Below are 14,546 nucleotides of genomic sequence, written 5' to 3' on the forward strand. Positions count from 1 at the left end.
ATTTATATGGATCTTTCAACCATACTGGGAATGGTGCTTGCAGTTACTAGTATTTCAGTAGGAGATATACTAGAAGGTGGTAATCCTTTACATGTTATACATCTTTCTTCCTTTCTTATAGTTATGCCAACAGCTGCATTTTGTGCAATGACTTCTACACATAAAAAAATTGTAAAAGCAGCTTATAAAGAACTCAAAGTTGTCTTTAAAGGCTCTGGCGTAAATCTACCTGAAAGGATAGCCCAGTTAATAGAATTTGCTATTATTGCAAGAAGAGATGGACTTTTAGCATTAGAATCAAGAACCAATGAGATTGAAAATGAATTTTTAAAAAATGCTATGATGATGCTTGTAGACGGTAAAAGCTTTGAAGAAATTCACGAAAGCATGGAAATACAAACCGAACAACTTGAAGAGCATTATAAAGAATGCGCAGAATATTGGATAGTATTTGGAGAAACTTGCCCTACCATGGGACTTGTTGGAGCGGTTTTTGGTCTTATTCTAGCTCTTAAATTGCTAGACAATCCCCAAGCAATGGCAGCGGGTATTTCAGGTGCTTTTACAGCTACGGTTACTGGGATTTTTGGTGCTTATGCGCTTTTTGCACCTTGGGGAAGAAAAATGAAAGCTAATGGAATGGATCTTGTAAAAGAGCAAATTGTCATCACTGAAGCCATAAAAGGAATTGCAGAAGGTGCAAACCCTAGAGATTTGGAAGCTAAGCTTTTTAATTTCTTAAGTCACGATGATCCAAAAATTTCACAATTTGACAAAGGTTAAAAATGGCTAAAAAACATAAATGTCCAGAATGTCCTGCAGGTGAAAAATGGGCCGTGCCTTATGCAGACTTTCTAAGTTTGCTTTTGGCACTTTTTATTGCTCTTTGGGCAATTTCCAAAACAAATCCTGCTAAAGTAGAGGCTTTAAAAACCGAATTTGTTAAAATCTTTGATTATACCTCTACTCAAACAGTCAAAGAAGAGAGTAAAACCCAAGAAAAATATAAAGGTGCAGCAAAAGAAGAAAGTGATGAACTCAAATCGTTAAAACAAATGACTATGACACAGCAAGAAACTATCAAACGTCTTCAAGCAGCTCTAGATCAAAGCGACAATCAGATTGCTCTTAACCTTCCATCTAAAGTTGAATTTGAAAGAGGTAGCGCTCAAATTGTTTCAGCTGATATACAAGATTATTTAAAACGTATGGCTGAACTAACAACATATTTACCACCTCAAGCAAAAATAGAAATTAGAGGCTATACAGACAATAGCGACTCTATTATAAGAAGTTATGAGCTCGCCTACCAAAGAGCAGAAAATGTATTAAAATATTTTATAGAAGGTGGAGCAAATTTAAAAAATATTAGCATTAAAAGCTATGGGCTTAATAATCCCATCAATGGAAATCCGCAAGCCTTAGAAAATAATAGAGTAGAAATATATTTTAAAGTCGATACAGCAGATACAAGTACTCAAAAATCGGTTCTTGAGCTTATTAACAAAATAGGAACTAAAATACCTTAAAAGTTTTAGCTTCCTTTTTTTACTTGACCAGCTAAACGACTCTTATTATTTGTATTATAAACAAATCCTAGCACCTCAGCTACAGCTTTAAACATTTCCCTAGGAATAAGATCATTAACATCGCAAGCTTTATAAAGCTCCCTTGCTAAAGGAGGATTTTCATAAACTACAACATTATTTTCATAGGCAACTTGTTTTATGCGAAGCGCGAGAAAATCCACTCCTTTGGCAACAACCCTAGGGGCTTGTTCTTTACTTGTATCATAACGAATAGCTACGGCATAATGCGTTGGGTTTGTGATCACCACATCCGCACCTGCAACATCTTGAACCATACGACGACGCGCAGCTTCCATTTGAAGTCTACGAATTCTACCTTTAACTTGAGGATCTCCTTCCATTTGTTTATACTCATCTTTTATTTCTTGTTTGCTCATACGCAAACCTTTAAAATACTGAAAACGCACCAAAAAAACATCTAAAACAGCAATAATTAAAAAAGCAACTATAACAATAGCTGCTAAAACAATAGCTCTGTCTCTTAGCCAAGTAAGCTGTGCAACCATAGTATAAAGCTCAACTCTTGGAAGCTCTTGCATAAATTTAAGTAAAACTATAAAAGCTATAGTAAAAACAATACCCACTTTTAAAATAATTTTTATACTTTCAACAATTTTTTTCAATGAAAAAAGGTTTTTTAAACCTTTTAGAGGATTGATTTTTCCTAAATTTGGCATAATAGGTTTAGTTGTAAAAATAAAACCAAATTGCATAATATTTCCCAAAACCCCAGCAATCATAATACTTAAAACAATAGGTGCAAGAATAATTAAAACCTCAAAAATGCTTTTAATCATAATGGCTTGAATAATACGCAAATCAAATTCAACACCAATAAAACTTTGATAGTATCTATATAAATTTACAATTCTCTCGCCCATAAAACTCATCATAAGTAAAGTTATAGTTACTCCAATTATCAAAGTTACAATAGCTGCCGCATCTTGAGACTTTGGAACATTACCTTCTTTACGCGCATCTTCTATCTTTTTGGACGTGGGTTCTTCTGTTTTTTCTTGATCTTCGCCTGCCATATTTTAGCCTAAGTAAAAATTTTAATATGTGTGTAAAATTATAGTAGAAAATTTATGAATTTCAATTAAAGAATAAAAATGAAGAAAAAGCCTCATGAAGAGGCTTTATACTAAGAAATTAAAGTTTAGCTTCGTTTTTACCAAGATATTCAGCCACGCCTTTAGGGTTAGCTTTCATACCTTCATCGCCCTTATTCCATCCTGCAGGACAAACTTCACCATGCTCATTTGTAAAAAGCATAGTATCAACCATTCTTAACATTTCATCTATATTTCTACCTAGTGGTAAATCATTAACCACAGCATGGCGAACTGTTCCATCAGCATCAAGCAAGAACGAACCACGAAGGGCAACTGCTTCTGCATAAAGTACATCAAAATTTCTAGCAATCTGCTTAGTTAAGTCAGCAACAAGCGGAAATTTAACCTGACCAATACCACCTTGATTTACTGGAGTATTTTTCCAAGCAAAATGTGAAAATTCATTATCTCCTGAAATTCCAATTACTTCAATACCGCGGTTTTTAAATTCTTGATATCTTTTGTCAAAAGCTATAATTTCTGAAGGACAAACAAAAGTAAAATCTTTTGGATAAAAGAATACTACCGCTCCTTTTGGGCCTATGTTTTTGTAAAGATTAAAATCTTGAACAATTTCATTGTTTCCTAATACCGCTGGAGCAGTAAAATCTAAAGCTTTTTTAGTAACTATCATATTTTCTCCTAAATAATAAATTTTATTGATAACGAAATTATATCGTTTAAATCTTTATTTTTTTTTAAATATCCAAAATAATATTAAAAATTTAAGAAAGTTATAATTATTATCAAATAAGGTAAATTTTTGATTATCAAAATTTACCTTATTTAAGAATTTTATGCTAAAATCATTTAAATCTTATATATTAAAAAGGAGAAAAAATGGCTGTAAAAATTACAGATATATGTATTGCTTGTGGTTCTTGTATTGATGAGTGTCCAGTGAGTGCTATCGTTGATGATGCTAACAATCCAGAAGGTGAAGATAGATATTATGTTTATGCAAACAAATGCGTTGAATGCGTAGGACATAATGATCAACCAGCTTGTGCTAGCGCTTGCCCAACAGATGGATGTATAGTTTGGAGTGCTGTAGAATCAGGACAACCAAGTCGTGATAATATTGGCGCTGATATGAGAAGTGGGGACACTCCAGTTTTTGCATAATTTTAAAAAAAGAAAAAGCTAGAGATTCCTAGCTTTTTCTTTTAATTTAACTTTCTTTAAACAAATTCAAGTATAATTTTAAGCTTTATTAAAATAAGGAGTTATTACAAAGATGGAAAAAACTTTATCTATAATTAAACCTGATGCTGTTAAAAAAGGTGTTATAGGAAAAATTTTAGATCGTTTTGAAAGCAATGGATTAAGAATCGCTGCAATGAAAAAAGTTCAACTTAGCAAAGAACAAGCTGAAAATTTTTATGCTGTTCATAAAGAAAGACCTTTTTTTAAAGACTTGATTGAATTTATGATTAGCGGTCCTGTTGTTGTTTCTGTACTAGAAGGAGAAGGTGCTGTATTAAAAAATAGAGATTTAATGGGAGCGACAAATCCTAAAGAAGCTAAAGCAGGAACAATTAGAGCCGATTTTGCTGAGAGTATTGATGCTAATGCTGTTCATGGAAGCGACAGCTTGGAAAATGCAAAAATAGAAGTTGAATTTTTCTTTAAACCAAACGAAATTTGCTAAATGAAAATCCCTTTTTCTAAGATTAACATAAAGGAATATCCTTTTAAACTTAATCTTGAGAATATGATTTTTGAAGGAAATTTAGTAAAAATAAATCCTAAGCTTGTTAAAATAAATGCTATTATGCAAGGTTTTATCTATAGACCTTGTGATAGTTGTGGAACTGAGTTAGAACTTGAAATTAAAGAAAATTTAGAACTTTTTGCAAGTGATGGTATTTTTAAAGATGAAGCAAACAAATTGAGCAATACTATAGAATTTTTCGATGGACATATTGATTTAATAGAAGTTGCTATCAGCGAGCTTGAAGCTTATTTGAGTGATTATTTTTATTGCATAAATTGCAATAATTAATTAAATTTTATAAAGGAGAAAAAATGGCAGTACCAAAGAGAAGAGTGAGCAAAACTCGTGCAGCTAAACGCAGAACTCACTATAAAGTTAGTCTTCCTATGCCTATAAAAGACAAAGATGGAAGCTACAAAATGCCTCACCGTGCGAATCCAACAACTAAGGAATATTAAAATCAATGATTAACATTGCCATTGATGCAATGGGTGGTGATTTTGGAGAAAAACCCATTATAGAAGGCGTTTTAAAGGCACTAGAAGCAAAACCTTTTAACGCTATCTTAGTGGGAAATTCTAAAATTCTAAAACCTTTAATACCAAAAAAATTAGAGCAATATATACAATACGAAGAAGCTAGTGAAATTTTTTCGATGAATGAAAATGCCACAGATGCTTTAAAAAATAAAGAAACAACCATATACAAAGCTATTAATTTATTAAAAGAAAAAAAAGTAGATGCTGTAGTTTCAGCGGGTCATAGTGGAGCAAGTATGTCTTTGGCTACCTTAAGGCTTGGAAGACTTAAAGGTATTTCAAGACCTGCTATTGCCACTTTAATGCCAAATATCGTTAACAAAACTTTACTTTTGGATGTTGGAGCTAATACAGATTGTAAAGCTGAAAATTTATTTCAATTTGCCATAATGGGTGAAGTTTATGCTAAAGAAATTATGCAAATTCAAAAACCACGCCTTGCTTTACTTTCTAATGGTGAAGAAGAATGCAAAGGCAATGAACTTACCAAAGAAAGTCATCAGCTTATGAAAAAAATTCCAAATTTTATAGGCAATGCTGAAGGTAGAGATATTTTCAATGGTGAAATAGATGTTTTAATCTGCGATGGTTTTGATGGAAATGTTATTTTAAAGGCTTGTGAAGGTGTGGCAACAGCTATTTTTCAGCTTCTAAAAAACGAAGTAAAGCAATCTTTTATTTCTAAAATAGGTGCTTTACTTATGAGGCCATCTTTTAAAAAATTAAAAAAACACATAGATTGGCAAGAATATGGCGGAGCACCCCTTCTTGGAGTTAATGGCTGTGTAATCATAAGTCATGGAAAAAGCGATTCTAGAGCTATTAAAAATGCAATTTTTCAAGCTATAAATTTTAGCCAGTCTCATATCAATGAACTTATAGAAAATGAACTTGGGAAATACAATGCTTAAAGCCAGTCTTAAAAGTATAGCTTCTTATATTCCAGAAAAAATTTTAAGCAATGCTGATCTTGAAAAGATGGTAGATACCACCGATGAATGGATCACTAGACGCACAGGCATTAAAGAAAGACGCATTGCTGGTGAAAATGAGAATGCTAGCGATTTAGGCACAAAAGCTGCATTAAAAGCCATAGAAAGAGCAAATTTAAAACCTGAAGATATTGATGCAATTCTTGTAGCCACTTTAAGTCCTGATTATTTTACTATGCCTTCAACGGCTTGTAAAATTGCTTCAAATTTAGGACTTGTAAATATTAGTGCTTTTGATATTTCAGCAGCTTGTTCTGGTTTTATCTATTTACTTGAACAAGCTAAAGCCTTAGTAGAAAGTGGTTTGAAAAAAAATGTTTTAATCATAGGAGCTGAAAAAACAAGTTCAATTATGGATTACAATGACAGAAGCATTTGCATACTCTTTGGAGACGGTGCGGGTGCTGGAGTTGTAAGTTTGGACAATGAAAATCATATCCTTGATGTACATACTGCAAGCAATGGTAATTATGGAGATCTTTTAATGACTCAAAGATCGCAAAAATCAAGCCTATGCCAAACACTTTCTATGCAAATGAGGGGCAATGAAGTTTTTAAAATAGCAGTAAACACGCTTAGCAATGATGTTGTAGAAATTTTAGCTAAAAATAACATTTTAGCACAAGAAATTGATCTTTTTATTCCTCATCAAGCTAATCTACGCATCATTAAAGCCGTCCAAGAAAAACTCAATCTAAGCGATGAAAAATGTGTGATCACTGTACAAAAATATGGCAATACTTCAGCTGCTTCTATACCTATGGCAATGAATGATGCCTATGAAGAAGGTCGACTTAAAAAAGGAGATCTGATCTTGCTAGATGCTTTTGGCGGTGGTTTTACTTGGGGATCTGCGCTTTTAAAATTTGGAGGAGAGAATTTTTAATTCTCTCTTAGCTTTCCAAAAGCTTGAATTTCTACCAAATAACCCTCTGCTAAAGCACTTCCTACACAAGCTCTAACAGGTTTAGGATAATTTTTAATCCAAGCATCATAAATTTCATTCATTGCATCAAAATCTTGCATATTAGCTAACCAGATTTGAATTTGAATCAAATCTCCTTTGTTTGCGCCTATTTTTTCAAACAAAGCATCAAGTTCTGCAAGCGCTTCTTTAGTTTGTTTTTTAATATCTCCGCTAGGTTCAAAAGCCACTTGTCCTGCAGTCTTAAAATATTTATCAAAAACAATAATTTGCGACATTCTATCGCACTCATCAAAACGCTTTATCATGCATATTTTCCTTGAAATTCTTTCATAAATTCACACAAGGTTTTTACCTGATCCAAATTAAGCACATTATAAATACTTGCACGAATTCCCCCTAAAATTCTATGTCCTTTAAGTCCTATCATTCCAGCTTCTTCGGCTTCCTTTACAAAAAGAGGCTCTAAATCTTTATTTTTAGCAATATTAAAACTCACATTCATTAAAGATCTATCCTTTTTATCTGCATGTCCTTTATAAAATCCATTGCTTAAATCAATACACTCATAAAGCATAGCAGCTTTTTGAGAATTTTTCTCATGTACTTTATCAAGTCCGCCTTGATTTAAAAGCCAATCCATTTCAAGATTAAACATATAAATAGCAAAGGTTGGAGGCGTGTTAAACAAGGACTGATTCTCAGCATGAGTCAAATAATTTAACATGCTAGGAATTTGTTTATTTTTAGATCTTTCTAACATATCTTTACGGATAAAAATACAACTTAAACCCGAAATTCCAGCATTTTTTTGCACTCCGCCATAAAAAAGAGCAATATTTGAAAAATCTACTTTTCTAGAAAAAAAATCACTCGATGCATCCACAATCAAAGGAGTTTTAGTTTTAGGATAATTTTGATATTGAGTGCCGTAAATAGTATTGTTAGAACAAATATAAGCATAATCAGCATTATCGCTAAATTCCACTCTAGGAATATGATTAAAATTACTTTCCTCGCTACTTGCTACGGTTTTAACATTGACACCTAAAATTTGTGCTTCTTTAATCGCTTTTTTTGTCCAAACTCCTGTATTTGCATATTCACAAATCCCATTTAAAGCTAAATTCATAGGAATCATAGCAAATTGCAAACTTGCTCCACCTTGTAAAAATAATACTTCATAATCATCATTTAACCCGTAAAGTTTTTTAGCTTTCTCTTGTGCTCCAAAATGCACTTCTTCAAATACTTTTGTGCGGTGAGAAATTTCCATTATAGAATAACCCCTACCCTGATAATCACAGAGTTCTTTTTGAGCTTGCTCTAAAATTTCTAAAGGTAAAGTCGATGGCCCTGCACTGAAATTGATTTTTCTCATAATTTATCCTTATAAAATTTTTGCTTCTTTTTGAGAAGTTTGAGAACTTAAAATAACGATATCATCACTCTTAAGATCTTCTAAATTTGCTATTTTACCATTTTTTCTGATACAAATAAACTTTTTGCTTTTATTAAAAAAATTCTCATGTTGCAAATAAGCATTTTGCAATTTATCTAATTTTAATTCATTATAACGCATTTGATTTGCCAGTAGATGATTTAATTGCTTTTCTATATTATGGCTTTGTTTTATTTTTTCATCTATTATTTTTGGCAAAGAATTAAATTTGAAAAATTTGCTTAAATTTAAAAGCAAATTTTCATAATTTTGTATTTTATGATTCCAAAGTTGCATTAATTTTTCTTCCATTAAATCCAAACTTTGCTCTATATCTAACTTAGAATAAAACAAAGTATCTATAGCAGCTGAGGGCGTTGGAGCTCTAAAATCTGCAACAAAATCACTAATAACATAATCAATCTCATGTCCTATGGCTGAAATGATAGGAGTTTTTGCTTTAAAAATCTCTCTTGCTAAATTTTCATCATTAAAACAAAAAAGATCTTCCCTGCTTCCTCCACCACGTGCTATAATAAGAACATCTAAATCCATATCATCGGCTTTTTTTAAAGCTTGTATAAGAGAAAAAGGAGCATTATTTCCTTGAGTTAAAGCATCAAAAATATAAATTTTTGCCAAAAAATATTCTTTTTGATGAATAAGTTTTAACATATCTTGCAAAGCAGCAGAAGTTTTTGAAGTGATAATGCCTACTTTTTTAGGAAATTTTGGCAAAGATTTTTTAAAGCGTGGATCAAAAAGTCCTTCTTTTTGCAAACGCTCTTTTAAAGCCAAAAACTGTGCTTCTAAATCCCCAAAACCTGCTTTTTTCATACTAGTAGCGATAAATTGATAACGACCGCTTTCAGGATATAAACTCACACTTCCACAAAGCTCTAAAAAATCCCCCACCGCTGGTTTAAACCCGACTTTTAAATTAGCTCCTTTAAACATAGCACAAGCAATGCTTGATCTTTCATCTTTTAAATCAAAATACCAATGCCCTGAACCATGCAAAGTAATTTTTGAAATTTCTCCACTTAAAACTATATCATCAAAATGTGTTTCTAATAAAGCCTTTGCTTTAAGATTTAATTCTGTTGGTGTCATAGTTTTTTTGCTATAAACATTGAACTCACGCCAAAGCTAAAACTTTTATAATCAAGCATTTCAAAACCAGCATTTTTAAGTTCTAAGATGAATTCTTCCTTACTTAAAAATCCTTCAATAGAGTTTGGCAAATACTCATAAGCACTTTTATTTTTACTGATTATCCCACCTATACTTGGTAAAATATTTTTAAGATAAAAATCTCTACAAGCTGCTATAAATCCACCCTTTTCTCTTTTTGTAAATTCCAAAACTACCAAAATACCATCTTTTTGAAGTACTCTAGCAAATTCACTTAAGGCTTTTTGTCTTTCTACAACATTGCGAATGCCATAACTAATGCTTAAAATATCTAAACTTTGACTTTCTAAAGGTAAATTTTGCGCCCCTGCTTCTATAAATTCGACATTTGGAAATTTTTCTTTTGCAACATTTAGCATGCCACTACTTGGATCAATACCTTTAATATTTAAAATATTTTTTTCCATTTTTAAAGCACTCTCTTGCCAAATCTCTATCATATCCCCTGTGCCACAGGCAATATCAGCGATTTTTAAATCTTTTTTTAAATACAAACTCATCACTCTTTGACAAGCTTTTTTGCGCCACGCTACATCAGCTCCAAAGCTTAAAATTCTATTCGCCTTATCATAAGTAGGTGCAATTTGATTAAACATTTCTATAATTTTTTCTTGTTTTTGCATTTTTATCCTTTGTAAATTTTCAAATTTTTACTTGATTTTTTAAGCAATTTGCAAAATTTATTTTTATTATTGATTATTTTCGAAAAAATATTTTTATCTCTATCTTTGCAATATTTTTCATAAAGTTTGTTTAAATTTTTTATCTCTAAAAAACGATAAAAATATTCTAAAAATATTGCCAATTCAAAAAAACTATTTTCAAAAAGCTCTAAATCAAAATTTTTTAGTATATTTTTTCTAAATAAAATAATTTTTTTTCTAAGTTCTAACGCAACAAGTTGTTTAAAAAACCTATCTTTGCAATCGCCTTCATAAAAAGAATTTTCCTTTATGAAAAAATCAAAATCATTAAACAAATCTTGGATTTTTTCATCGCTTAAAAATAGTAATAAATCTTGATTTGAATTTTCACTTGCTAAAATATCTTGAGTTTTTTTCGTTATATCTTTAAACTTTAAAGCCAAAATATTACTCAAATTTTTATCTAAAATAGTATTCATGCTTGATAAAACTATATACAAACTTCTTGAATAAAATAAAAATTCACATAAACTTTGCTTATCTTTTCTCTCTAAAGATAAAGTCCAATAAAATTTTAATTTTTTAAATAAATAAAATAAAAAAATCCTAAATCCATCATAAGCATTAATATAATTTGGAAAATCCAAGCTAAAATTCTGATTTTTTTCTATAATTTTAAAACATTTCTCTATATCAAACTTTTGATATTCAAAACCATATAAAACGATATGTTTAGAATTTAAATCATGATGTAATTCTTTTTGAATTTTAAAATCTTTAGGGATTTTAAATTCATTGGAACTATCCAACGTTGGAAAAAATATTTTTAAAATACAAATTTTAGGCTCTTCATAAATATCAATATAACTTTTTAAAGAACACAATTTAAATTCGAAGCGTTCTTTTTTAATGCTCTTTCCTATAATCTTTTTTCGAGCTTTTTCAAATTTTTTTTTAGAAATTTTCTCTTCTTGATTCTGTTCTAAAATTGAATTATTAAATTTTGTAATTTTATAAAATTCATTGCAAAAACTTTGAAATTTAACACTATGATTTGAAGTTATTTGAGTATAAAAAGTTTCAAATTTAGAATTTCGAAAAGGTATATTATCTTTTTTTAAATTCTCTAAAAGAGTGCAATCAGATAGTAAAAAGTTTTTTTGAATTTCATAAACCATTAAAATAACCCTTAAAATATATGGGCTATTTTAACCTTATTTTGCTTAATGACACTTTTTACAACTATCAACATAAGCACAAACGGACAGATGATTGACGAGATTGCCTATCTTTTTTTCTAAATGCTCTTGATATTCATAAAGCTTAGCATCTTTAAAACTTAAATCCTCTATACCACCACATTTGGCGCAAACTACATGAATATGTTCTTCTTCATAAATATCGTAACAAGTTTTTTGATTTAAAACATTGATTTCAACAACTAAACCTTGTTCTTGTAAAGTATTAAGATTTTTATAAACCGTCGCTAAAGAGATTGAAGGGTATTCTTTTTTAATTTCTGCATATAATTCATCAATATTAGGATGCTCATGTCTTTTTAAAATTTTTAAAACACATAGTCTTTGCGGAGTAGCTTTTAACTCATGTTTTTTAAGCATTTGTAGTAATTCCATTGTATTTATTCCTTGCTTTTTTAAGTGGAAATAATAATAAAATTTTTATTAAAAGAAGTTTATATTAAATAATATTTTTTATTATTTAATGATAAAATTTTAAAACTTTCGTCAACAAACTATTGACATCTTTTTCTAGATTTTTTTCCACCTCACTTGTTTTTCCATGTTCAATAAATTTGTCTTCATATTCAAAGCTAATAACTTTTACATGCAAATCATATTTTTGTAAAAAATTATTAATTAAACTTTCTATACCGCCAATTTTAACATTTTCACTAAAAATAAACCAAATTTTACTTTTTTTAGCAAGCTCACGCAAAAGCTCTTCATCTAAAGGTTTAGCAAAAATTAAATCGATCAAATTAGCATTATTATTCATTTCTTGCAAGGCTCTTAAAACTTGCCACGCTTTTGCCACACCTTGTCCATAACCCAAAAAAGCAATTTCACTATTATTTTTTACAAGCCATTGTGCCTTACCAAGTTTTATCTCACAAGGATTAAATTCTTTATCCAAAATAAAACTCCCTCTAGGATAACGAAAAGCAATAGGTCCTTGATGTAAATAAGCGTACTCCATTATATTTTGCATCATTTGCTCATCTCTTGGGGCTAAAAGAGTGAAATTTGGCAAAGGAGCTAAAAAACTAAGATCAAAAACACCTTGATGTGTCTCCCCATCTTCGCCTACTATCCCTGCTCTATCCATAGCAAAAACCACATTTAAATTCATAATTGCACAATCATGGATCACTTGATCATAAGCACGCTGCAAAAAGGTGCTATATATTGCAATAAAAGGTTTAAATCCTTCTTTTGCCATAGCAGCCATAGAAGTTACTGCATGCTGTTCTGCAATAGCCACATCCCAAAAACGATTTGGATATTTTTCTATAAGCTTATCAAGACCTGTTCCACTTGGCATAGCCGCCGTAACCCCAACAATATTTTCATATTTTGAGGCTAAATCAAGCAAATTCTTAGAAAAAATTTCAGTAGCAGATTTTTTAGTATCACTTTTTTTAACACTCTCTCCACTATCTATATCAAAAGCTCCTACCCCGTGCCATTTAGCATGTTTTCCTTCAGCTAAAGCATAGCCTTTACCCTTTATGGTTTGAGCATGTATCACACAAGGTTTTTGCATAGCTTTTGCTTGTTTTAATGCAGAAATAATTTCACCTAAATTATGTCCATCAATAGGCCCTATATATTCAAGCCCTAATTCTTCAAACAAAAGCCCAGGAGTAATAAGTTTAAAACTCTCTTCAAAACGCTTAGCCATATAAGTAGCACTATCAGGTAATATATCCAACATTTTAGCAATACGCTTTTTAAAACTTTGATAAAGCTGTGTTGCCATAGCCTGAGAAAGATACTTTGAAATTGCTCCAATTGGTTTTGAAATACTCATTTCATTATCATTTAAAAGTATTACGCAAGGAAATTTAGAATCACCCAATTCATTTAAAGCCTCATAGGCCATACCCGCACTTAAAGCACCATCTCCAATCAAAGCAACAGGAATACGCTTTTCACCTTTTAAAGCAATGGCCTTACAAGCACCTACTGCCAAAGAAATAGAGGTGCTAGAATGCCCTGCTACAAAATAATCTCCCTCGCTAGGTTTTGTATAACCGCTCAAACCATTGATTTGTCTTAAAGTATCAAATATTTCTTCTTTTCCGCTTAAAAGCTTGTGTGTATAAGATTGATGTGACACATCAAAAATAAAAGGATCTTTTTTTGCATCAAAAACCAAATGCATTGCTATACTAAGTTCTACAGCACCCAAATTTGAACTTAAATGTCCACCATTTTTACTCACAACTTGTATGATTTTTTCACGTATAGATGCTGCTAAATTTTCTAATTCTTTTAAACTTAGCTTTTCTAACTCTTCTTGAGTATGGGCAAATTTTTTACTCATTATTCACCATTTTTTTAATTTTAGTTAGACGAGAGTTAAGATTGGATTCTATATTGCCTGCGTCACTTATAATAATAACACTTCCTTTGCTAATTGCATCATCAAGACTTATTTTAATATGAGCATTCTGATCAAATTGCTCTTTTAAATACTCATAATCCTCTGCATTAACCTTAAGCTCAATTGCACTAGCACCCTTAAGCTCGCCGATTAAATCTTTGGCCAAAGCATAAGCTATCTTACTTGAATTTAGTTCAAGTTCTTTTAAGATTACTTCTTTAGCGATATCTATAGCAGTATCTGCTAATTCTTTCTCGTTTTTTTCTATAAAATTTTCAAGATTTTCACAAGCATTATCGAGCTTGGCTATACTTTTTAAATACTTATCTTTAAAATCACTCAATTCCTTTTGAAATTCTTCTTTTGCTTTCTCATAACCTTCTTTGGCAAATTTTTCTTTAGCATTTTCAAGTTCTGAATTTAAGCGGTTATTAAATTCATTCTCTTGACTTTCTATTTGCATTTGAAGTTTAATAATATTGCTTGACATTTCATCTGTTTTTTTAAGCAAATCTTCAACAAAACTTGGTTGAAATGTTGGAATTTGAGTTTCCATAACAGCTTGCGTAGGGGCAATAGCATAATTTTCTTCGACTGGTTTTTCATCATTTAAAGATATATTAGCATTTTCTTCATCTGGAGTTTGAGTATGTTTTTTTTCACCTGTATGATTATCAAATTCTGAAATAACTTTAAAACGATATCCTTCAACAACATGCTGATCAGAAGCCCCACCAGAAATTACATTGCTACGATTAACCAT

General features: G+C 30.8%; 18 protein-coding genes. 8 read left to right on the forward strand and 10 right to left on the reverse strand.

The genetic code is table 11. The features are described from left to right. Positions 1–6 precede the first annotated feature (6 nt). On the forward strand, positions 7–783 hold the full coding sequence (motA, locus tag AJ887_RS08620) for a flagellar motor stator protein MotA (RefSeq protein ID WP_002880492.1): 777 nt from the start codon (positions 7–9) through the stop codon (positions 781–783). A 2-nt stretch (positions 784–785) separates the two neighbouring features. Then, positions 786–1,529 (forward strand): flagellar motor protein MotB, encoded by a 744-nt coding sequence (gene motB / locus AJ887_RS08625; RefSeq protein WP_044780423.1) that lies wholly within the window; start codon positions 786–788, stop codon positions 1,527–1,529. Positions 1,530–1,534: 5 nt separating this feature from the next. Here motB and flhB read toward each other — a convergent pair whose 3' ends face one another. After that, on the reverse strand, positions 1,535–2,623 hold the full coding sequence (flhB, locus tag AJ887_RS08630; protein WP_044780422.1) for a flagellar biosynthesis protein FlhB: 1,089 nt from the start codon (positions 2,621–2,623) through the stop codon (positions 1,535–1,537). A 118-nt stretch (positions 2,624–2,741) separates the two neighbouring features. After that, positions 2,742–3,338, reverse strand: a complete 597-nt coding sequence (locus AJ887_RS08635) for a peroxiredoxin (RefSeq protein WP_002854219.1) — start codon at positions 3,336–3,338, stop codon at positions 2,742–2,744. Between the two features lie 206 nt (positions 3,339–3,544). Here AJ887_RS08635 and AJ887_RS08640 point away from each other — a divergent pair, with 206 nt between their 5' ends. From AJ887_RS08640 to AJ887_RS08665, 6 genes are all read left to right on the forward strand, one after another. Continuing rightward, positions 3,545–3,829 carry a DUF362 domain-containing protein gene (locus tag AJ887_RS08640; protein WP_002854354.1) on the forward strand — a complete coding sequence of 95 codons (285 nt, stop codon included), beginning with the start codon at positions 3,545–3,547 and terminating at the stop codon, positions 3,827–3,829. A gap of 112 nt (positions 3,830–3,941) precedes the next feature. Beyond that, positions 3,942–4,355, forward strand: a complete 414-nt coding sequence (gene ndk / locus AJ887_RS08645) for a nucleoside-diphosphate kinase (RefSeq protein ID WP_044780421.1) — start codon at positions 3,942–3,944, stop codon at positions 4,353–4,355. Continuing rightward, a complete protein-coding gene (locus tag AJ887_RS08650; RefSeq protein ID WP_044780420.1) occupies positions 4,356–4,709 on the forward strand; it encodes a hypothetical protein in 354 nt (117 codons plus the stop codon). A 23-nt stretch (positions 4,710–4,732) separates the two neighbouring features. Continuing rightward, positions 4,733–4,879, forward strand: coding sequence for a 50S ribosomal protein L32 (gene rpmF, locus AJ887_RS08655; protein WP_002858674.1), 147 nt, complete (start codon positions 4,733–4,735; stop codon positions 4,877–4,879). A gap of 5 nt (positions 4,880–4,884) precedes the next feature. Next, positions 4,885–5,871 carry a phosphate acyltransferase PlsX gene (gene plsX / locus AJ887_RS08660; RefSeq protein WP_044780419.1) on the forward strand — a complete coding sequence of 329 codons (987 nt, stop codon included), beginning with the start codon at positions 4,885–4,887 and terminating at the stop codon, positions 5,869–5,871. After that, positions 5,864–6,838 carry a beta-ketoacyl-ACP synthase III gene (locus AJ887_RS08665; RefSeq protein ID WP_044780418.1) on the forward strand — a complete coding sequence of 325 codons (975 nt, stop codon included), beginning with the start codon at positions 5,864–5,866 and terminating at the stop codon, positions 6,836–6,838. Before plsX ends, AJ887_RS08665 begins: the two co-directional genes overlap by 8 nt. Here AJ887_RS08665 and AJ887_RS08670 read toward each other — a convergent pair. The 8 genes from AJ887_RS08670 to fliH form a co-directional block, all read right to left on the reverse strand. Then, the gene (locus AJ887_RS08670) at positions 6,835–7,185 is read right to left on the reverse strand and encodes a RidA family protein (RefSeq protein WP_002854323.1); all 351 of its coding nucleotides are present in this window, start codon (positions 7,183–7,185) and stop codon (positions 6,835–6,837) included. The genes AJ887_RS08665 and AJ887_RS08670 overlap by 4 nt on opposite strands. Next, entirely contained in the window at positions 7,182–8,258 is a 1,077-nt protein-coding gene (serC, locus tag AJ887_RS08675; protein ID WP_002880497.1) for a phosphoserine transaminase, read from the reverse strand. Before serC ends, AJ887_RS08670 begins: the two co-directional genes overlap by 4 nt. 9 nt (positions 8,259–8,267) lie before the next feature. After that, the gene (gene xseA, locus AJ887_RS08680; RefSeq protein ID WP_044778464.1) at positions 8,268–9,431 is read right to left on the reverse strand and encodes an exodeoxyribonuclease VII large subunit; all 1,164 of its coding nucleotides are present in this window, start codon (positions 9,429–9,431) and stop codon (positions 8,268–8,270) included. Beyond that, the gene (ubiE, locus tag AJ887_RS08685) at positions 9,428–10,135 is read right to left on the reverse strand and encodes a bifunctional demethylmenaquinone methyltransferase/2-methoxy-6-polyprenyl-1,4-benzoquinol methylase UbiE (protein ID WP_002872421.1); all 708 of its coding nucleotides are present in this window, start codon (positions 10,133–10,135) and stop codon (positions 9,428–9,430) included. Before ubiE ends, xseA begins: the two co-directional genes overlap by 4 nt. A 2-nt stretch (positions 10,136–10,137) precedes the next feature. Continuing rightward, a complete protein-coding gene (locus tag AJ887_RS08690) occupies positions 10,138–11,334 on the reverse strand; it encodes a hypothetical protein (protein ID WP_002880500.1) in 1,197 nt (398 codons plus the stop codon). A 45-nt stretch (positions 11,335–11,379) separates the two neighbouring features. Then, the gene (perR, locus tag AJ887_RS08695; protein ID WP_002861102.1) at positions 11,380–11,790 is read right to left on the reverse strand and encodes a peroxide-responsive transcriptional repressor PerR; all 411 of its coding nucleotides are present in this window, start codon (positions 11,788–11,790) and stop codon (positions 11,380–11,382) included. A gap of 85 nt (positions 11,791–11,875) precedes the next feature. Beyond that, complete coding sequence (gene dxs / locus AJ887_RS08700; protein WP_044779538.1) at positions 11,876–13,723, reverse strand: 1-deoxy-D-xylulose-5-phosphate synthase; 1,848 nt, start codon at positions 13,721–13,723, stop codon at positions 11,876–11,878. Continuing rightward, the gene (gene fliH / locus AJ887_RS08705; protein ID WP_070285086.1) at positions 13,716–14,546 is read right to left on the reverse strand and encodes a flagellar assembly protein FliH; all 831 of its coding nucleotides are present in this window, start codon (positions 14,544–14,546) and stop codon (positions 13,716–13,718) included. Before fliH ends, dxs begins: the two co-directional genes overlap by 8 nt.

This window comes from Campylobacter sp. BCW_6466, from assembly GCF_001762835.1.
Lineage (GTDB): Bacteria > Campylobacterota > Campylobacteria > Campylobacterales > Campylobacteraceae > Campylobacter_D > Campylobacter_D jejuni.